This is a genomic window from Streptomyces fuscichromogenes, assembly GCF_014645815.1.
Taxonomy (GTDB): domain Bacteria; phylum Actinomycetota; class Actinomycetes; order Streptomycetales; family Streptomycetaceae; genus Streptomyces; species Streptomyces fuscichromogenes.
The window spans coordinates 226,906-246,111 of record NZ_BMML01000012.1 but is presented as its reverse complement, the minus strand read 5'-3'; the positions used below and the strand labels follow the sequence as shown (position 1 = coordinate 246,111).

The window sequence follows — 19,206 nt, the reverse complement described above, 5'->3', positions numbered from 1 at the left end:
AGCCGACAAAGAGCGAGGCCGCCTTCGCCCAAAGCCGGAATTCGCGTCGGGGAAACACCCGTCGGCGAATTGAGCGGCAGGCATACCGCTCGATTCGTGCCTGCACATGGGGCTGTCGGTCACGAGCGGTACCGGGACGGGTCGACGCCCTGCCCTCCCGCTTCGCGGCCCAGACCCAGTCGCACACCGCGGCGGATCCGCGCACTGGCGAAGACGGCAGGCACGCGACCCCGTCGTCGAGGCCCTGCCACGGCTGCGCCGATGCCTGGCCGATCGCCTCGGCCGGCAGAGCCTCAGGCGAGGGGATGCCACCCAGCAGGCTGATCGTTGCGGGGGCAGGGGCGGTCAGGTCGGTGTCGACGCAGCCCTTCGGGGCCGAGAGCCCACGGGCCAGGGCTGTCAGGCCGCGCCGCCCCTCAGTGCCTGCGGTCAGGCGTGGTCTCCGGGCCCTGAGAGGAGTCGTTCGGCGCGTCGCGCGAACAGGTGCGCCCCGCACGCGGTGGAGTGCGTGCGGGCCCTTTGAGCGGCGGCCCGGACAGCGGTGAGGGGTGCACCGCGGGCCTGCAGCAGGCGCGCCCTGAGCAGCAGGAGCAGCCCTTCGGCGTAACGCTGGCCGTAGTCCCGCATTGTCTGCTCGGCTCGGTCGAGAGCGGCGTCGGCTCGATCGGGCGACCCGGCTGCCAGCCACATCTCGGCGATCAGTGCGTAGTGGTAGGTGATGCCCCACTGCGGCGGACGGAGCAGGTTGGCGGCCAGGAGTTCCTCGGCCTCGGCTGCGGCCTCGGCCGGATCCTCGCCGGTGAGGGCGCGTGCCCAGCACCAGTTCTGCCGGATGTAGTGGTCCCGCTGGGTGCGGAGTCGGGCGAGGCCTTCGGCGGCCCACCGCTCGCCGGCCCGCCGTGCCGCTTCGGCGTCCCCGGCCATGGAAGCGATCATGGTCGTGTAGTAGACCCGGACCGAGGCCGCGTACGGGTCTCCCGGGGAGTCCCAGGTGTTGACGAAAGCCAGCGCCGCGTCGACATCACCGTGCAGGGCGGTCATGACCGCCCGCATGAAGGGCCCTTCCCTGATGGTGCTGCCGTCCCGCCGGAGCGGTGTCTCTTCGTCCGGGGCGACGGTGCTGTCGGCAGGGGCGACGTCCGCCTCGGTGAAGGACCGGTACGCCTCGCCTATGTTGCCGATGTCCCACTGATGCAGGCCCCAGGCCAGCCGGCCGTTGCGTCGGACGACCGGATCGGAGGACACCTGACCGAGCTCGTGCATGCGGCGGGCCAGCTGCCTACGGCCGTTCTCGATGGAGGTGTGGGCACCGATCAGACGGATGAAGAGGAAGTCGGCGGCCTCCGCCTCCCGGCCGAGGGTGCGGGCCAGGTGTTCGGCCCGCTCCAGCAGATCGAAGGTCGAGGCGTCGTACCCCGCCTCTCGTCTGACGACGATGGCGAGCAGTGTGAGGGCGGAGAACTCCAGCTCCATGAGTCCTGAAGCCCGGGTGACCTGTACGGCCGAGCGCAGCTGCCGACTGGCGGACTCGAACGCGAGTTTGGCCGCCGCGCGGCGCCCGGCGCGGATGAGTGCCTTGGCGGTGCGATCGGGCTCGGCGAGGGGGCCTGCGGCCCACAGGTGGTAGGCGAGGCGTTCCGCGACGTCCTCGTCGTCGGCATGGATCCGTTCGAGCGCGTCCGCGAGGCGCAGATGCAGCTGAGTGACCTGCTGTTTCGTCGCGGTCTCGGAGACCGACTCGCGCACCAGGTCGTGCGCGAAGCGGAGCGAGGACGGGTCCTGCGGCCCGGGTTCGAGCAGCCCGAGAGTATGCAGCGGTTCCAGGCGATGGAGACAGTCCGCGACGGCTACGCCGGTGGCACGGGACAGCAGCCTGACGTCGACGTCGCGGCCGATGAGCGCGGCCACCCGCAGGAGGTCTCGGGCGTGGTCGTCGAGCCCGGCCATCCGGTCGCGGACGACGTCATGGACGGTGGACGGGACCCTGGTCGATGCGGGCGGGTCTCCGTCGCCGATCGCGCCGACCCCGCTGAGGAGCCGGGAGAGTTCGCGGACGAAGAACGGATTGCCGGAGGTACGGGCGTGGATGGCGCGGGCTACGTCGTCGCCGGGATCCTGGCCGGCCTCGTGGCGGATGAGTTCGGCCACGTCGGCCGGACCGAGCGGGCCGAGCCGGAACCTCCGGTGACCGGGCCGTCGGCTGGCGGCGGCCAGCACCCGGGAGAGGTCCGGGCCGAGTGTGGGTGCGCGGTCACGCAGCGCGCCGATGATCGCGGTGCCGTGGGGCAGCCGCCCCGCCAGGTGCTGCAGCAACCGCAGGGAGGTGGCGTCGGCCCACTGGAGATCGTCAAGCAACAGAAGTGTCGGCCGCCGCGCAGAAGCCTGTCCGACGAGGGCGACGACCTGTTCGAACAGCCGGAACTGAGCGTGCCCGTCGGGAAGTTCCCGGGTTGCGTCGTCCCGCGCCGCGAGGAGGCTTCCCAGCTCGCCGGTGAGCCACTGGTCACTCGCCGGAGCGGGCAGGCTGCGGACGATCTGGCCCAGTGCCTGCTCCCATGGCCACATCGCCGGTGTCCCGTCACCCTCCAGGCAGGAGCCCCAGACGGTGAGTGCGCCAAGCCGACCCGCCACCCCGGCGGCCTCCTCCAGCAGCCGGGTCTTGCCTGCGCCCGGTTCACCCTCGACGATGCCGATCGCGGTGTCGCCGGCGAGTGCGCGCTCCAGGATGCGCCGCAGCTTGGCGAGTTCCTCGGTCCGGCCGATCAAGGTGGCCGCCGTGGTCCGCCCGACCCCTTCGTCCGCCTCCCCTACAGGCGGCGACGCCAGGGACTGGGTGAGAATCCGCCGCTGTGCGTCCTCCAGCGCCGGACCCGGGTCGATGCCGAGCTCGTCGGCGAGCCGGTCGCGGACCTGACGAAACACCGACAGCGCCTCCGCCTGGCGGCCGGCAGCGCCGAGAACGCCGACGAGACAGGCCAGCACGGGTTCGTTGAACGGTGCCGTCGATGCGGCCAGTTGCAGAGCCGCGAGCACCCGCTCCGGTCGGCCCGTCGACAGGGCAAGCTCCGCCGCCGCCGTGCACGCGTCGTAGAACTCGTTGTCGAGTGCGGCGAAGACCGTCCTGGCGCTGGTCCCGTCGGCGATGCCGCCGCCCGCCGGGCCGTGCCAGAGCCCGAGCGCTCCGACGTAGTGATCGAGGGCCGCCTCGCGATCGTGCCCAGTCAGCGCTGCCCTGGCGGCGTCGACGCGTTCTCGGAAGGCGACGAGGTCCAGCGTGGCGGGGCCGGCGGCGAAAAGGTAGGAATTGCCGCGCCGGTGGAGGAAGGATCCTGCTTCACGGACGGGCAGTTGAGGTTCGAGCAGCCGTCGCAAGGCGCCGATGTACTTCTGAAGTACGTTCAAGGCGCTGGAGGGGGCGCTTTCGCCCCAGATCAGGTCGATCAGCTCGCTCGTGCTGGTCGGCCTGCCGGCGCGGGTCAGCAACAGAGCCAGGAGGTACGCCTGTTGCCGTGGCCCGGCCCCCAGTTCGACACCGTCGCGCCAGATCCGTAACGGACCCAGGATCTGCAGATACGGCGAGCCGCTCCCGGCCGGCTGATCTCCATCGCCGTACCGGGCTGCAAGGACTGGCACCGCTACCCTCCTCGATCCCGGGACGCACACGACCCGGTCTTCGCCAGTGCGGGCTTTGTGTGAGTGTACGTGAACTGGCCTAATTCCACGGCGGGGTGCGGCAAGGCTCGGCCGCCCGCCCCCCCTACGACCGCCCCCCACGATCGCCGGGTGGGCGTAGCGAAACGGACTTGACGCACGGTGGAGCACCCCCCGCAGACGGTTCACTCCGCGTCAAGTGGAGGGCGCCAGTCTTGCGGTGTGCGGCGGCGCCCATGCCTGCCGCGTCGCTCACCTCGCTGACGCGGCGACCTCGCATGCCCAAATACGCTGGAAGCAGGAGAACTTACCACATGAGCCCAGTGCAACCGTTCCGGAGAATCGTGACCGGCCATGACGCGTCCGACCGGGCGGTGATCACACAGGACGCACCGCCGACTCGCGTGGTGGAGATCGGCGGACCTGGTGGGCCGACCTTCTACGAGGTGTGGAACACACGCCAGACGCCGGCCGTCATCGACCGGCAGTCGGGTGAGCCGGCGGAGGAGGGTCTGGTGCTCGGACCTCCCGAGCGCGGCACTCGCATCCGGGTGATCGACTTCCCTCCGGAGGACGACCGGATCCGGAACCTGACGGGGGCCGAGGCGGCCGAGAAGTTCGGGGAGATGGGCGGTGCCGACGCCGCGCGGTCCGCTGTCGGCGCCCCGCATCCGTTGATGCACCGCACGCAGACGATCGACTACGGGATCGTCGTCGAGGGCGAGCTCACGCTGGTCCTCGACGATGGCGAGACCGTCGTCCGCACCGGGGACATCGTGATTCAGCGCGGCACCAACCACGCATGGGCGAACCGGTCGGCTGCGAACTGCCGGGTCGCCTTCGTGCTCATCGACGGCCAGTACACCGACGGACTCTGAGGAGGAGCATCACATGCGTATTCGACCCATCCCGCCCGGTGAGCTCAACCCTCGACTCCGCGAGGTGCATGACGGCATCGCCGGTCTCGTCAACAAGGAGCAGGACCGTGTCGTCATCCTCGACGACGACGGCGCGCTGGTCGGGCCGTTCGCGGCGATGCTGCACTTCCCCACGTTCGGGGTTCCGGCTCTGTTCCTGCAACGGGCGGTCGCGGCCGAGGCTCGCCTCGATCCCCTCGTTCGCGAGGTGGCGATCCTCACCGTCGGCGGCGCCTACGGCGCCCGGTACCTGCTGTACGCGCACGAGCAGACGGCGGACGAGGTCGGCCTTCCGGCGGCACAGATCGCGACCTTGGCGGCGGGCGGACGGCCCTTTGGGCTGAGTGACGAACAGGCCGTCGCCCACGACGTCGCGATGGCGTTGACGTCCGGGCGCATACTGCCGGACTCCACATACGACCGGGCCACGCAGTTGCTGGGCCATGACGGGGTCGGCGAGCTCGTGTTCCTCATCGGCAGCTACTGCCTCATCGCGATGGTGCTGAACTGCTTCGACGTGCCGGTCCCCGATGAGGATCCGTCAACTGCCCGGCCGTGACGACGACAAGGGGTCTGCCCACGATTGCGGCTTTGCGTGCGTCGTCGTGGGACACCCCCCCGGCTCCGTCGAGCGGATCGGGTCGAGCCGCGGGGCGTCCGCCGACGTCCGGGGGTGCAGCCGCGCAGATGTCGCGGTACCGGTGTGGGTGGGGACTGTCCCACGGGTTGATCGCCGCATCAGCGTGTGACTCGGCCGCACCTGTTCGGGCAGCGGCGCCGGCCGGGCGGGCGGCCGAAGCGGCCGGAGCACATGTTCAGGCCGCCCACCGGCCGTGGACGTGGATGTCAGCGGGATGTGCTGTCGGCAAGCTCGGCCATCAGTTCCTCGGCACGACGGGCGAACAGATGGGCCTCGCGGTCGACGGACAGTGCGTGCGCCCGCTCGGCGACGGCCCGGAGGGTGGCGACCGGCTCGCCGCGCGCCCGCAGCACCCGTGCCCGGAGCAGGAGCAGCAGGCTTTCGGCGTAGCGCTGGCCGTACGTCTCGATGGCCGAGTCCGCCCGGTCGAGCGCCGCGTCGGCCTCGTCCAGCTTTCCCGCTGCCAGCCACATCTCGCCGAGGAACCCGTACCAGGTGGCCAGACCCGAGCGTGGCGGGTCGGAAAGCGAGGCGACGATCAGGTCCTGCGCCTCCGCGGCCGCACCGGCCGGGTCCTCGCCGGTCACGGCGGTCGCCCAGCACCGGGCCAGCCGTTGGTAACTGCCGAGGAAGCCGAACGAGAACACGGGATCCACGGCGATCCCGCGCTCAGCCGCGCGCCGTGCCCGCACCGGGTCGCCGATCAACGCGGCGACCCGTGCGGAGTAGGTCGCCCAGACCGTGATCACGTAGGGGTCGTCTCCTGCGGCGGCCTCCATCGTGTCGAGCTGGGCCAGCGCCGCGTCGGTGTCACCGTGCAGCGCGGTCATCATCGCGAGCATCCCGGCCGCCATCAGCCGCAGATCACGCCGGAGCGGGTCCTCCTCCTGATGGGCCAGGTCGTCCAGCACGGTCCAGTCGGTCCGGCTCAGGTATTGGTACGCCTCGCCGATGTTGCCTACACCCCACTGATGGATGCCCCAGGCGTACCTGCCGTAGGCGCGCACGACCAGGTCGTCGGACGTCTCGCCCTGCTCCAGCAGCCGGCGGGCCAAACGGCCGGCGTGGTCCAGTCGCATGCCTTGGGCGTACGCGGCCCAGCGGGAGAAGAGGAAGTCGGCGGCCTCCCGTTCCCGGCCGAGTCCGCGGGAAAGGAGTTCGGCCCGTTCCAGCAGGTCCACGGCCGACCCCACGTATCCCGCCCGCATGCCGTCCACCGCGGTGAACAGTGACAGGGCAGCCAGCTCCAGCTCCGCCAGGCCCGCTGTCCGTGCCACCTGCGCGGCCGAGTGAAGCTGGCGCGCGGCTGCCTCAAGAGCCAGTTTGGCCGCCGCGCAGCGGCCGGCGCGGACGAGCGCGGTGGCGGTCCGGGCCGGATCGGCGAGCGGGCCGGCGGACCACAGATGGTGGGCGAGGCGCTCGGCCACCAGTTCGGTGTCCGTGGCCCGGTGCTCCAGGGCGTCGGCAATCAGCAGGTGCAGTCGGGCCGCGCGCGGCGGCGGTATGTCCTCGGCCACCGATTCGCGGACCAGGTCGTGCGGAAATCCGAACGAGTAGGGGTCCCCGGGCGAGGGTTCGAGCAGGGCGAACCCTTCGCACGACTCCAGGCGGTCCAGACACGTCTGGTGGTCCAGGCCGGCGGTGCGGGCGAGGAGGGCGAGGTCGACGGTACGGCCGATCAGCGCGGCGATCTGCAACAGGCTCCTGGCGTCGGCTCCCAGTCCGGTCATCCGGTCGCGGACGACATCCCGGACAGTGGCCGGTACCGCGGTCCGGGCCGCGGTGGCCTCCGTGAGGACATCGCCGTCGGCGAGCAGCCGGGACAGCTCGCGGGCGAAGAAGGGGTTGCCGGCGCTGCGCGTGTGGATGAGGCGGGTGGCACCCGGGCCCGGGTCCTGCCCCGTCTCGCGGCGGACAAGTTCGGCCACCTCGACCGGGCCGAGCGGGCCGAGCGGGATCCTGCGGTGACCGGGCAGCCGACTCGCCGCGGCGAGCATCCGCCCCAGCTCCGGGCTCGGCGCGGGCGCACGGTCGCGGAGCGCCCCGATCACGGCGGTGCCGCCCGGCACCCGAGCCATCAGGTGACGGAGCAGATCCAGCGAGGTGGCATCGGCCCACTGGAGGTCGTCTATGACGAGCACCACGGGTCGCCGCGCGGATGCCTGGCGGACGAGCGCGACAGCCTGCTCGAAGAAGCGGAACCGGACGCCGCTGTCCGGCAGCACCGACACCGTCTGACCGCTGTCGCGCGGTGTCACGAGACGTCCGAGTCCGCCCGCCTGCCAGTTCCCCCGGGCCACGACCGGCACGTCGTCCAGGAGCACGCTGACGATCTGCGCCCACGGCCACATCGACGGTGTGCCGTCCCCCGGCAGGCAACGGCCCCAGACGACGAGCGCGCCACGCCGGTTCGCCTCGGCACCGGCCTCCTCAAGAAGGCGGGTCTTGCCCACTCCGGGCTCTCCTTCGACGAGCACGAGCCCCGTCGCTCCGGCGAGGGCCGATTCCACCGCTTGCCGTACCACCGCCAGTTCCTCTGCCCGGCCGACCAGACAGTCGGCAGTCGGCGCTCCGGTGCCGGGCGCCGCCGACGGTTCACGGGGCTCTTCCTCGGCCGGTACCCGTTCCAGCACACGCAGGTGAGCGGCCACCAGTGCCGGGCCGGGGTCGACGCCCAGTTCCTCGGCCAGCCGGGCGCGGACGGTCCGGAACACCGACAGCGCCTCGGCCGGTCGGCCGGCGGCAGCCAGGGCGGCGACGAGACTCGCCTGCACACTCTCGTCCAACGGTGCCATCCGGGCGGCCATGTGCAGGGACTGGAGCACACGTTCGGGCCGGCCGAGGCTTGTCGCCAACTCGGCCGCCGCGACGCAGGCGTGGTGGAACTCGTTGTCCAGCCCGGCGAAGATCGCCATACCGGTGGAGCCGTAGGCGACCCCGTCACCGGCCGAGCCCTGCCAGAGCCCCACCGCTTCCAGGTACCCGTCGAGTGCCGCGACGGGCCGCTGCTCCGCGACGGCGCCCTCGGCCGCGTCGACCAGCTCACGGAACCTGACGACGTCCAGCGTCCCGGGGGCGGCCACGAACAGGTAGGCGCTACCGCGGCGCTGGAGGTACGAGCCGGGTTCACGCGCGGGCAACGCCGGTTCCAGCAGCCGCCGCAGCGCGCCGACGTACTTCTGGAGAATGTTGACCGCCGAGGCCGGAACATCCTCGGCCCAGATCAGGTCGACCAGCTCGCTGATGCTGACCGGCTCGCCCGCACGGGTGAGGAGCACGGCGAGCAGATACGCCTGCTGCGGAGGACCGGCGTCCAGTTCCACATCGTCCCGCCAGACCCGCAACGGGCCGAGAACCTGCAGACGCAGGGACGCGTCGGAAGAGGCCATTCCTTTTTCCATTCCCAGTACCGGCGCGCCCTCGCTGCTATCCGCCGCACGTGGCGACCGAAGTCACGCGACAGGGCAGCGCCTACTGCTAGTCACCGGCCGGAAGGGCGGAGCGAACGACCAGGCTGAGCCGGACAGGCCGGAGTCGGAAGCGGCCGCGCGTCGTGCTGCCGACGGGACGACGCGGACGCCGACCGCGGCCGGCCCGTCCTGGAACATCCCCCGGTCGTCGGTCTCTTGGGCGCCGGAGAGCACCCGCACCCGGCAGGTACCGCAAGCGCCTTCGCCGCACGACTGGGGCAGGGCGCCGCCGACCGTGCCGATCATGACGAACCGGGCGATCGTGCGCGCCGCCGCGAGACCGCGCATACCCGACCCGGTCACCACCACGTCGGCTTCCTCGTCCGACACCATCTGCCACCCCCAGTCATGCGTCCCCCGCGGGCTCAGACTGACCGAACCGGCTTGACGGCGACTGAATGACCAGTGAAGGCCATCCGCAACCAGGCCCCGGACTCGTTCCATTCCCGTCCAGTGCGACCTCATAGCTTTGCGCCGAGCGTGAGGGTGTGGAGACGTGTCGTCCTTCGCTGCATTCAGGAGAGGCGGGTCCATGGCGAGCGGGAATCCGACGATCGTGCTCGTACACAGAACCTTGCAGACAGCAGCGGCTCCAACGCCGTCGCCAAACGGCTTGTCGCCGATGGTCATCCGGTGGTCGCCGCGCCGAATCCCCTTCCAGGGCTCACCTTTGACGCGACCGAAGTCAAGACGCTGCCGGACAGCAACAAGGGACCGATCGTGCTGGTCGGTCCCTCGTACGGCGGTGCGGTCATCGTTCGGGGCGATTCGCTAGAAGTCCCGATCACTCGTCCGCCCATGACCTGAACCATCACAACGAGGACCAGAGGAGGATCATGCCCGAGAAAGTGCTTCCGGGTCGCAACACCGCCGCCGCCGAAGGCGACGTCGTAGTCTTCCACATCGGGCTGCGGATCAACCGGCTGCGAGCACTCTCCAGCTGGCTGCCGGCATTCATGTCGATGCCGCGAATGCTCCGCGAGCTGTCACAGGAAAAGGGCAGCGGACTCCTCGGCTTCAAGGTGCTTTACGGCAGCCTCCGAGACTTCTACGTCGTCCAGTACTGGTCCGACAAGGAACGGCTCCTCGCCTACGCCCACCAGCAGGACAAGCAGCACCGGCCCGCATGGACGGCGTTCAACCGACGGGCACGCGCCGCGAAGGGTCATGTGGGCATCTGGCACGAGACGTTCATCGTCCCGGCAGGCTCCTACGAATCGGTGTACGTCGACATGCCCGCGTACGGTCTCGGCGCCGCGACAGGAGTCGTACCGGTCGGCCGGCGCGGCGACACCGCGGCCCAGCGGCTGAAGGCGGCGAAGAGGTAGGCGCCGGTTCGGCGAGGACCGCGCGGGCGCGCGGGCGCCTTCGGGTCTCTCCGGGCAGACCTGCTCGACGAGGTCGCGGTTCTCCGGCCGACGCTTGGACACCCCTGTCGCGTCCGCTGCACTTTGGGCAGCCACTTCTCCTGTCCGAAGCCCCACTCGACCGGCGTCAGGACGTCCTCGATGCCGTACAGGCAGATGCCCGGGACGTCGAACTTGTCGAGACGGCCCTTCGTCGAGAGCCGCGCCTGGAGGCTCGCGCCCTCCCACGGGGCAAACCCGCTGTACTGCAGCAGCGACGGCCAGAACGACACGTGCCCGGCCTTGCCGCGCTCGGCGGCCCGGTAGCGCATCGCGACCAGGTCGTCGCTGCTGGCCTCGACCCGGTGGCTGATCGACTCCATCATCCGGCGCATGCCTTCCGGTGTCCCGTCGCACCGGGTCAGTTCGACGTCGGTCTTCGGCTTGCCCGTCGCCTGCACGACATCGCCGATGGCGCCGGCGATGAGCACGAAACCGATGACCCGGTCCGGGTGGGCGACGGTGTAGTTGGCGGTGTTCATGCAGCCCATCGAGTTCCCGGTGAGGTGGAACCGGTCGAGGCAGAGCGCCGAGGTGAACTCGTGGACGAAGTCGACGAAGTCGACAAAGTCGTGGATGACCCGGGGGCGGTGCTCCTCCCGATCGTCGGACAGCCCGAACGCCGGCATGTCCTGGCAGCACACGCGGAGGCCGTTCTCACCGAGGAACGGTGCCAGGAAACGCCATCCCGCCATCCCGCCGTACCGGACGAACCGGGCAGCGCGTCGTGGAGCAGCACCACGGCGGGGCCCTTCGCTGCCGGAACGGTGAAGAGGTCGTCGCTTGGCCAAGGGCATAGAGGCTCCCACACACATCGTCGACATGGTGGGGTTCACACGTTGAAGAACGTCCACCACGAAGCTCCCGCCACCGGGGCGGCGCCGCGTCACAGCCTCAGCGTGAACCAGGTCGTCTTGCCCTCGTCGGTAGGACGCACGCCCCAGGTGTCGGCAAGGGTGCGGACCAGGAACAGGCCGCGGCCCGACTCCTCGTCCCCCGAGGCGTTGCGGGGCTGGGGCAGGTGCGGGCTGCGGTCGCTGACCTCGACGGTGAGGTCGGTGGGGGTACGGCACAGGTGCAGACCGATGGGGCCCTCGGCGTGCTGCACGGCGTTCGTAAGGGTCTCGGACAGCAGCAGAAGCGCCTCGTCCACCGGACCCGCGCAGTCCCAGGAGAGCAGCGCCTTGCTGAGGAACGCGCGGCCCTCGGGCACGGATGCGGCGACGGCCGGGAGGTCGGTCGTGACGGCCGCCGGAGGTGAGGCCGGCAGTTGGGCGAGCAGGAGCGTCACGTCGTCGTCATGGCTGTCGGCCTCCGGCAGCAGCCGCGTCAGAACGTGGTCCGCGGCGGTCTCCAGACACGTCGGGGTGGTGAAGAACCCGCCCAGCACCGAGGTGAGTTCGGAGATCCGGACCTCGATGTCGCTGCCGGGCGTCTCCACCAGGCCGTCGGTGTAGAGGATGAGCGTGGCGCCGGGCGGTACGGACGTCGACGACTGCTCGTAGAGGACGTCACCGACCCCGAGCGGTGCGTTCACCTGCGCCGGAAGCCTGCGGACGGCGTCGCCGGGGGCGGCCACCAGGATCGGCAGGTGACCGGCGGAGCAGACGGTCACCGTGCCCGTGTCCGGGGCGATCGTGAGATAGCAGCAGGTCACCAACTGGTCGGGCACGTCGAGGTCCTCGACACAGGTGTCGAGGGCCTGCATCAACTGTCGGGGCTGCATGCCCGTCTTGGCCAGCGCGTGCGCCGCCGAGCGCAACTGGCCCATGACCGCGGCGGCGTCGAGGCCCCGGCCCATCACATCCCCGATGAGGACACCGACCCGGCCTGCCCCCAGCGGTATGAGGTCGAACCAGTCGCCGCCCACGCCCGCGCCCTGCGTGGCCGGCCGGTAGCGGCTCGCGGTGGCCAGGCCCGGGATCGCGGGCGGCGTGCCCATGAGACTGCGCTGAAGGGTGAGCGCGATGTGCCGCTGCTGCTCGTACAGCGCGGTCAGTTCGGCCTCCGCGCGCTTCCGGTCGCTGATGTCCCGCACGATGGCGCACGCCCCGACGACCGTGCCGCCGGTGTCCCGGGTCGGCCAGAGCGTGACGTCCACGTCCAGCAGACGGCCGTCCTTGGTCACCCGAAGCGTCTCGAAGTGCTCGACCTTCTCGCCGTGCAGCAGCCGCTCCAGGAGCACGCTGATGTCGCCGCGCAGTTCCGACGGGGAGAGCAGCGACACGTGCCGGCCGATGACCTCCTCGGCCGTGTAGCCGTACAGCCGTTGCGCGGCCGCGTTCCAGTAGGTGATGTAGCCGTCGAGGGTCTTCGCGAGGATCGCGTCCTGGGACGACTCGACGAGCGCGGCGAGTTCGTTGATGCGGGCCTCGGCCGCCTTGCGATCGCTGACGTCACGGACGGCGGCCGAGACCAGCAGTCCGTCCGCGGTCTCCAGCGGGCTGAGACTGATCTCGACGGGAAACTCGGTGCCGTCCTTGCGCAGCCCGTGCAGATCGAGCCCGGCGCCCATCGGACGGACCTGCCGATTCGCGGCGTACCCGTCGCGGTGCACCGTGTGCTGGCCACGGAAGCGGTGTGGCATCAGCAACTCGACAGGACGGCCCAGGAGTTCTTCGCGACCGTAGCCGAAGAGGGCCTCGGTCTGGGCGTTGACGAGTCTGATGGTTCCGGTGTCGTCCACGATCACCATGGCGTCGGGTGCGGCCTCCAGCAGGCCACGGAACCTTTCTTCAGCGGCCTTCGGCCCGTCCACGCCGACAGCCTCGCCACACCGGCAGGCCTTCTGGTCCGCTCCGGTCGCCGAACAAGCCAGACCTGACCCGGCAAACGTGTCCATGTCCGCCCCCTCCCGCCGATTGCGATGAATCAGGTCATCTGAGCACATCGGGACGACGAGCAAGGTGGCATGTCGGTTACTGCCCGACGTACGGCCGAACCTGTCCGCCAAGGGCTCACTGCGGCGCGGTTCCATGAGAGGACACGAAACAACAACGCTGCCGTGCGTGCCCGGCAGCGTCGCACACCCCCGCATCGCGCTGGACGCCGTCCCGCCCTGATCGCCGCACTGCGGGCCCGGCTCGCCGCCTCAATCGTTTTCAGTGCGGCCAGGGCACACGAACCCCGGCCGTGTCCTCGTCCCGGAAGGCCTGGCCGACGACCGGGCTACCACACCACGGGCCAGTACCGACTCCGAAAGAGCTCAGCGCCGGCAACGGGGGAAACGAGCCGACAGACCTCGCGGGCCGCCCCCTGGTGGGAAACGGCCCGCAGCCAGGGGCGGTGGTGTCTGCGCTCATCCCAATTGCTGGGCGTTCAGGCTCTTGAGGTGTTCGTTGGCAGGACTTTCCTTCGCGTAGAGGACCTGGATGTCGATCGCGAGGTCGGTGCCGGGGTCGATGCTGTGTCCGCCGCCCGCCGGGGAGCCGAGCAGGACGCTGCCATCGGTGCCGTCCCGCAGAATCTGGCCCCAGAAGACATCCGTGAACCCCTTGTACAAGGAGGTCCCCTCGGGCAGGTCACCGAAGCCGAGCGCCCATTTCACGACGCGTTCCTCGGCGGCGCGCACCGTGATCCGGTAGGAGTAGATCCACTTCTGGGTCTCCCAGTCCTGCCACTTGCTCAGGAAGTCCTGATCGACGATCAGGTTTCCCAGGAAGGGAGCCGCCAGCGCCGATCGGGCCTGGTCGTTCCAACTGCCGTTCGGACTGTCGGCCATGGCGATCTTGGCCAGGTTGCCGACCGAGGACCTGCGGCCCACCGGCAACGAATGCCCCTGCTGGTCGGCGGCCGAGAAGAGCGCGTTGTCCTCGTCGGTACGGTTGACAACGCTGCTCACCCCGTCGGCACTGTGGTCGAAGCCGTACACGGAGAAGTCCTTGACGGACGTGCCCACCGGAATGGCCAGGATCTTGTCACCGACCCCCGGGGTCTGGCCGCTGTTGAAGTTGACGGCGCGGTAGAGGCAGAAGTTCCCCTCGGGGCACGCCGCCTCTCCCTGACCGTAGATCAGCTGGGCGCTCTCGTCGCTCACGTATGTGCCTTCCTGATTGACGGCTGACGGGCCCGGACAGGAGGCGGCCGGGCCTCCCGCATCTGCTGAAGCCCCTCACGCCGTGCTGTATGGCCTGCCGGCCGGGCCGATGCCTGCCGACCCGGAACATGGTGCGGTCACGTAGACCCGTTCGATACAGTGAGCGATCGTAGCGTCACTATTCGTAGTCGAATGATTCGACTCGCGCGGCAGATAGCACTGCGCCCCACCGGACGACGTCCGATGGGGAGGAGTGGCATGAAGGCCCCTACTGACCTTGAGCGCGCAACGCGTGCCCGGCATCACTCCGCGGCGCTGCCATCGCTTGGTGTCCCGGATCAGGATCCGGACCCGAGCACCAGTTCTGTAGTTGAATCGGCTGATGGACATGTCCTCCCGAGAGATCCGCATGCCCCTCGACGAGGTCGTCGCGATGCTGCGGGACCTGAACGAGTTCGTCGTTTCCCTCGACCGACTTGGCTCCCGCCAAGCATCCGGAACCGCCGACGAGTACACCGTCGGCAAGTTCGTCGCAGACTGGGACGTCGCCCGGCGATTGGCCCGCGCTCGACGCATCATCAGCGTCGCGCTGGATGCACAACTGAATGAGGATGACAACGCCGAGATCGACGCCCTGTGCGACCGAGGCCGCTTCTACGGCACGGACGACGCCACCGGCCCGCACTGACCAGTCCAGCTGAGACGGCAAGAGCCCGATCATGTGCTGGAAAGCCCTCCTGCGCCTCCGGTCAGCTTCGGCAGATGCAGAAGGGATGGCCAGCCGGATCGGTGAGAACCCGCGCCCTGGTTGCCTCATGAGGTTGGTGGCCAGGCTTTCCCGCGCCCAGCTCCAGCAGCCGGGCCTCGGCCTCGTCCAGATCCACGACGTCGAAGCAGAGGTGCAACTGCTGGGGAACGGTCTGGTCAGGCCAGCACGGAGCCCGGTAGCCGTCAACCCGTTGAAAACCGATGAAGAGGCCGTCCTCACGGCTGAGGCCCGCGAAGTCAGCGTCCGACTTCGGGTGGGGTTCCAGGCCAGTGGCCTGCTGATAGAACGCCGCCAGGGCCAACGGATCAGGGCAGTCGAGTGTTATCGCGCTCAGCTTCATTTGCAGGGGCATGACACCTCCGGAGTGATCACTGGACTTGCGCAATGCGCATCCTAAGTGGCGCATCCGGCAACGTTCGCCCTGTAAAACCCGTGGTTGTCGGTAGGCTGTGGCCTGCCGCCGCGGGCAAAGGCGTGATGGGAAATCCGCTTCAATTTTCGAGATTGTGACCGCAAGGTCTGAGCCGGTTCGAGTCCGGTAGCCCGCGACGGTACGCCTTTCACCCGGGCCGATGCCACGGCGTGGGGTGGCTGTGCCCGGCACCTCGTCACCGTCAGGCTGCGCCCGTGGCAGAGCGAGTACGCGTACCTGAGATCGGCGGTGCCGAGGGCGGGCTGCTGCTGCGGATCATCCGCAGCGGCAGCGGGTGGTGGTGACCCGGCGTGGGCCCCAGATGGTGCTGTTGTCCGCACAGGGCAGGCCCGTGGCGAAGATCGCCGAGGTGACGTTCAGCAGCCCGGACCAAGTCCGAGGCGTCCTGCACCACTTCAACACCGACGGCTTGGACTCGCTCCACCCCAAGTACAAGGGCGGCCGGCCGAGAACCGTCACCCTTCCGGAACGCCAGGAGATCAGGAAGACCGCCAAGCCCGGGCCGACCGAGCGCGGCCTGCCGATGTCGTACCCGAGGAAGGTGAGCCCCAAGTCGTCCTCCATCTGGACGAGTTCGGGCCGCTCAACCTCCAGCCCGCCCCGGCCGGCAGCAGGCCGAACGGGGCGGGAAGCTCCAGGTCCTCGCCGTAGACGTCCAGGGAGGTACTCGTCGTCGTCTCGCCGCGCATGAGATCGCCCCCGGCCGCGAGACGCAGCTGCGCGAACTCCTGCTCGCCCAACTGCGCGCCCCGCGGCCAGGTCATCGGCGCCGTGGTCCCAGAGGTGCCCGCCGCCGCTGCCCTCCAGGTCCCTCACCTGCGCGAACGCGACCCAACTGAGTACTTACAGCCCGCAGGTGGCCTGCGGCGCACGGGCACCTGTCTCACCTCCCTTGCGTCTCCCGCCCCTCAAGTTCTCGCCTCGCGGCAAACGCCTTCGCCAACACCTTGGTTCGGTAGGGATTTGCGGCAGCCAGGGCCGACGCCACCGCAATCGCCTCGTCCAGCAGCGCCAGCCGCTGCTCGGGCAGCTCTCGCACCAGCGACGACGCGCTGGCTTCCACCAGGACGTACGCCAGCTTCGACCCGTACACTTCCGGCTCGACCTGTGTCAGCAGGCGGTAGATCCGCAACCCCTCGACGCCGCGTACCACCCGCTGGTTGGCACTGAGCAACTGGACCCTCGCCCGCAAGACCATGTCCTGATCCATCGATCCCCCTCCGTTCGCTCACCCCCCACCTGCACCCGTCCCACGACGAGACAGCACGACGAACGTGTCGACACCCGAGAACGGATGCCGACACGGACGTCGGAGAGTGGATGACGACGAGTCTGCGGGCAGGCCGGCACCTGGGACAAGCTTGAACGGACGTGCGCTCCGTCCTACCGCAAACCACGTCCGAGCAGGCATGATGGACCTGACACTCGCTCACACCCCTGCCACCTCGGCACGATGCCGAACGATGACGTCCCGCTGCTTGGAGGGAACTGCAACCAGCCGGTGGTCCGTCTCAGCGCAGAACACCGCGGACGGCACATGCGTTGCGCTCTTCCGGCTGTTCGGCCAGGTGGAAAGCGGTGTACGCATAATCGACCGCGCCCCGTTGCGGGTGGCGTAGCCGTTTGCGACCGCTGTGCCGGGCCCGCACCTCGTACTACGGCCACCAGTCCTGCACCTCTGGGCTGCCCTCGTTCAGGTCCTCGATCAGCCGGGTGTACCGCGGGGCGCCGGAGTGGCGTGCCGCCAGCGTCCGAAGTCGACCGAGCAGGCCGCGTGCTTCGGGTTCCCAGTCGACCAGGATGTCCCGGGCCAGCGGTTCGAGGAACACCCAGCGGGCGAAGCCGGCGGGCCGGTCCACCTCAGTGATGAGCCTCGGGAACAACTCGTGGGCTGTCTGGTTGTGACTGAGGACGTCGTAGTTGCCGCCGATGATGTACGCCGGGTTCGGCTGGAGCAACAGGGGGACGGCACCCGCCGCGGCAGAGAGCGGCTCGCGTTCCTCGGCTTCGGCCGCAGGTGTGTGACCGGCGAACTGGAGAAGATGATCGCGCTCGTGCCGGTCGAGCCGCAGCACCGCGGCCAGGGCGTTGAGCACCTGTTCGGAGACGCGGATCTTTCGCCCCTGCTCCAGGTACGTGTACCAGGTGGCGCTGATCCCGGCCAGCAGTGCAGTTCCTCTCGGCGGAGTCCCGGAGTCCGACGGCGGCCGGTCTGGGGCAGGCCCACCTGGTCAGGAGTCAGGCGCTGTCTTCAGCTGCGCAGGAATTCACTGCTCAACAGGGCCCGCCGCCGAGGTCGGACTGGCCTGTTCGTCCAGGTTGACCTGCGTGACCCTATCCGCAGCATGTCACCCAAGTGGTGCTCGGTGTCCGTCAGGGAAGGTGACCGCATGCTCTGCAGCGTGGACCGTACCGACCTCAGAAGGATTCGTTTCGTCCCTCTTCCTCCGGGCCCGCACTTGCTGCGACTTGAGACCCTTCGGAGCCGCAAGCGACGCTCCACACACGCCGAGCGCGGACGGTCATGCTCGTCCGCAGAAACATTCTGCTGGTGACATGTGACCCGGTTCAACCGAACGCCTTCTACCGGCGCAGTCCAGAGGCCGACACCTGGAGTCTGCAGATCCTTCAGTAACATCGCGTTGGCCGGATACGTCACGCTCCCTGTCGCCACCTGCCTCGACGGCCAGCCGCTGACGGGCGGCTGGCCGTCCCGCGTTCAGGGACTCGACGGTGCCGTCACTTCTCCGGCGGGTCAGGTCAAGCCCGTTGGCCGACCCCAGGTGAGCGTTATTCCGGCATGGTCGCCCGTGGAGGCGGCGCGGTAGCGTTCTGGGCATGGTGGGTGGTCCTGACGTGCCGGTGGCGCCAGAGGACGGGGGGAACCGACCGCTCGCAGGCCTGGGGCTTTGTACGCTGGTTCGGTGGTGAGTGGATCGGCCGCCCTCTGCGGTCCGGGGACGGTTGTGCTGCGGACTGGATGACAGCCGCGGAGAGTGTTCTCGGCTTCGAACTCCCTGCGGCCTTGCGCAAGGGGTACGCACGGTTGGGCCGCCGAGACGACCTGCTCCGACGGCAGGACCCCTTGGTCCCGTCGGCCGGGCTCTCTGCCGACGACGCCCATGTCGCACAGTCCTGGTTCTCCGCCGCGAGAACCAGGACTGTGCGACATGGGCGACTCCCCTCACCGCGATCGAGCAGGACGACCCTCCGGTGGCGGAGTCGCGCCGGGGCTGGATTCCGTTCCTCGACCGGATGTCCCTGGCGTGGGTCGAGTTGGTGCCGAGCGAATCGAATCGTTCTTCGCCGTCGGCAGCCTGTACGACGCCCGCGAGCTGCCGGACCCGCTGGTGCCCCGCCTCCAGGCTCGCTGCGCCCGCATCGATCTGACTGACCATCCGAGGGGGCCGAGCGAAGAGGACTCACCTGTTCGCTGGCATGCGGCTCCTGGCGGGTCACCGCCGGGAGCGTCGGCGCCAAGACCCTTCACCATCGGGTCGCCGGCGACAGCGCCCGCGACTGGGACACCGTCACCGCCGGCACCGACCCCGACCGGCACCTCACCGTCTGGAACGCCGAACACGGCTCCCCGAGCCACGACGCACTCCGCCTGCCGGCCTCGTGTGCTGCCAGGACCCACATCAGCGCCTCCACCGCGATCAGGGGAGCCCCTCAAGGCGCTCCCCGACGTGGTGGCCGACCTGGGCGCCGACCCAGATGTCACAGTGCGCATACGAGAACAGTCGGCGGACGGGAAGCAGACGGCCAAGAAGTCGGCCTCCCGCGAGCCCAGGCGCAGCGCGTAGCCACACGCGGCCACTTCACTCTGCGCGCGGTATGTGAGATCGGCCGCGTGGACGTGTTGTCAGTGGCTCGGGATACGG

Annotated in this window: 13 protein-coding genes and 2 pseudogenes; 6 read left to right on the top strand and 9 right to left on the bottom strand. The window is 69.7% G+C overall.

Going from position 1 to position 19,206, the window contains the following annotated elements; translation table 11 throughout:
* Nucleotides 1-429: 429 nt before the first annotated feature.
* Nucleotides 430-3,633: a BTAD domain-containing putative transcriptional regulator gene (locus IEZ11_RS26460; protein ID WP_189265370.1), complete on the bottom strand. Its 3,204-nt coding sequence runs from the start codon at nt 3,631-3,633 to the stop codon at nt 430-432.
* A gap of 332 nt (nt 3,634-3,965) precedes the next feature.
* On the opposite strand from IEZ11_RS26460, the gene IEZ11_RS26455 reads away from it, so the two are divergent.
* Both IEZ11_RS26455 and IEZ11_RS26450 read left to right on the top strand, forming a co-directional pair.
* Complete coding sequence (locus tag IEZ11_RS26455) at nt 3,966-4,529, top strand: cupin domain-containing protein (RefSeq protein WP_189265369.1); 564 nt, start codon at nt 3,966-3,968, stop codon at nt 4,527-4,529.
* Nucleotides 4,530-4,542: 13 nt separating this feature from the next.
* Nucleotides 4,543-5,127: a carboxymuconolactone decarboxylase family protein gene (locus tag IEZ11_RS26450; protein WP_189265368.1), complete on the top strand. Its 585-nt coding sequence runs from the start codon at nt 4,543-4,545 to the stop codon at nt 5,125-5,127.
* Between the two features lie 287 nt (nt 5,128-5,414).
* Here the strand turns inward: IEZ11_RS26450 and IEZ11_RS26445 are convergent, their stop codons facing one another.
* Both IEZ11_RS26445 and IEZ11_RS26440 read right to left on the bottom strand, forming a co-directional pair.
* A complete protein-coding gene (locus IEZ11_RS26445; protein WP_189265367.1) occupies nt 5,415-8,597 on the bottom strand; it encodes an ATP-binding protein in 3,183 nt (1,060 codons plus the stop codon).
* Nucleotides 8,598-8,660: 63 nt separating this feature from the next.
* Nucleotides 8,661-9,008, bottom strand: coding sequence for a 2Fe-2S iron-sulfur cluster-binding protein (locus IEZ11_RS26440; RefSeq protein ID WP_189265366.1), 348 nt, complete (start codon nt 9,006-9,008; stop codon nt 8,661-8,663).
* A 150-nt stretch (nt 9,009-9,158) separates the two neighbouring features.
* Between IEZ11_RS26440 and IEZ11_RS26435 the strand changes: the two genes are divergently transcribed.
* Together IEZ11_RS26435 and IEZ11_RS26430 are read left to right on the top strand one after the other, a co-directional pair.
* Nucleotides 9,159-9,485 (top strand): hypothetical protein, encoded by a 327-nt coding sequence (locus IEZ11_RS26435; RefSeq protein WP_189265365.1) that lies wholly within the window; start codon nt 9,159-9,161, stop codon nt 9,483-9,485.
* Between the two features lie 29 nt (nt 9,486-9,514).
* Complete coding sequence (locus IEZ11_RS26430; RefSeq protein WP_189265364.1) at nt 9,515-10,006, top strand: DUF4188 domain-containing protein; 492 nt, start codon at nt 9,515-9,517, stop codon at nt 10,004-10,006.
* Here the strand turns inward: IEZ11_RS26430 and IEZ11_RS26425 are convergent.
* The 3 genes from IEZ11_RS26425 to IEZ11_RS26415 all read right to left on the bottom strand — a co-directional run bounded on the left by IEZ11_RS26425 (nt 9,889) and on the right by IEZ11_RS26415 (nt 14,120).
* Nucleotides 9,889-10,779 (bottom strand): alpha/beta fold hydrolase, encoded by an 891-nt coding sequence (locus tag IEZ11_RS26425; RefSeq protein ID WP_189265363.1) that lies wholly within the window; start codon nt 10,777-10,779, stop codon nt 9,889-9,891. The two genes, IEZ11_RS26430 and IEZ11_RS26425, sit on opposite strands and share 118 nt — an antisense overlap.
* Nucleotides 10,780-10,970: 191 nt before the next feature.
* On the bottom strand, nt 10,971-12,926 hold the full coding sequence (locus IEZ11_RS26420; protein WP_189265362.1) for a PAS domain S-box protein: 1,956 nt from the start codon (nt 12,924-12,926) through the stop codon (nt 10,971-10,973).
* A 456-nt stretch (nt 12,927-13,382) separates the two neighbouring features.
* A complete protein-coding gene (locus IEZ11_RS26415; RefSeq protein WP_229713369.1) occupies nt 13,383-14,120 on the bottom strand; it encodes a peptidase inhibitor family I36 protein in 738 nt (245 codons plus the stop codon).
* A gap of 382 nt (nt 14,121-14,502) precedes the next feature.
* On the opposite strand from IEZ11_RS26415, the gene IEZ11_RS26410 reads away from it, so the two are divergent.
* Nucleotides 14,503-14,808, top strand: coding sequence for a hypothetical protein (locus tag IEZ11_RS26410; protein WP_189265361.1), 306 nt, complete (start codon nt 14,503-14,505; stop codon nt 14,806-14,808).
* Between the two features lie 61 nt (nt 14,809-14,869).
* On the opposite strand, the gene IEZ11_RS26405 is transcribed toward IEZ11_RS26410, so the two are convergent.
* Nucleotides 14,870-15,241 carry a VOC family protein gene (locus IEZ11_RS26405; protein WP_189265360.1) on the bottom strand — a complete coding sequence of 124 codons (372 nt, stop codon included), beginning with the start codon at nt 15,239-15,241 and terminating at the stop codon, nt 14,870-14,872.
* 275 nt (nt 15,242-15,516) lie between these two features.
* On the opposite strand from IEZ11_RS26405, the pseudogene IEZ11_RS26400 reads away from it, so the two are divergent.
* A pseudogene (locus IEZ11_RS26400) lies at nt 15,517-15,954 on the top strand (helix-turn-helix domain-containing protein); the annotation flags it as partial.
* A 251-nt stretch (nt 15,955-16,205) separates the two neighbouring features.
* Here the strand turns inward: IEZ11_RS26400 and IEZ11_RS26395 are convergent.
* Complete coding sequence (locus IEZ11_RS26395; RefSeq protein ID WP_189265359.1) at nt 16,206-16,532, bottom strand: hypothetical protein; 327 nt, start codon at nt 16,530-16,532, stop codon at nt 16,206-16,208.
* Between the two features lie 301 nt (nt 16,533-16,833).
* A pseudogene (locus IEZ11_RS26390) lies at nt 16,834-17,669 on the bottom strand (helix-turn-helix transcriptional regulator).
* Nucleotides 17,670-19,206 lie beyond the last annotated feature (1,537 nt).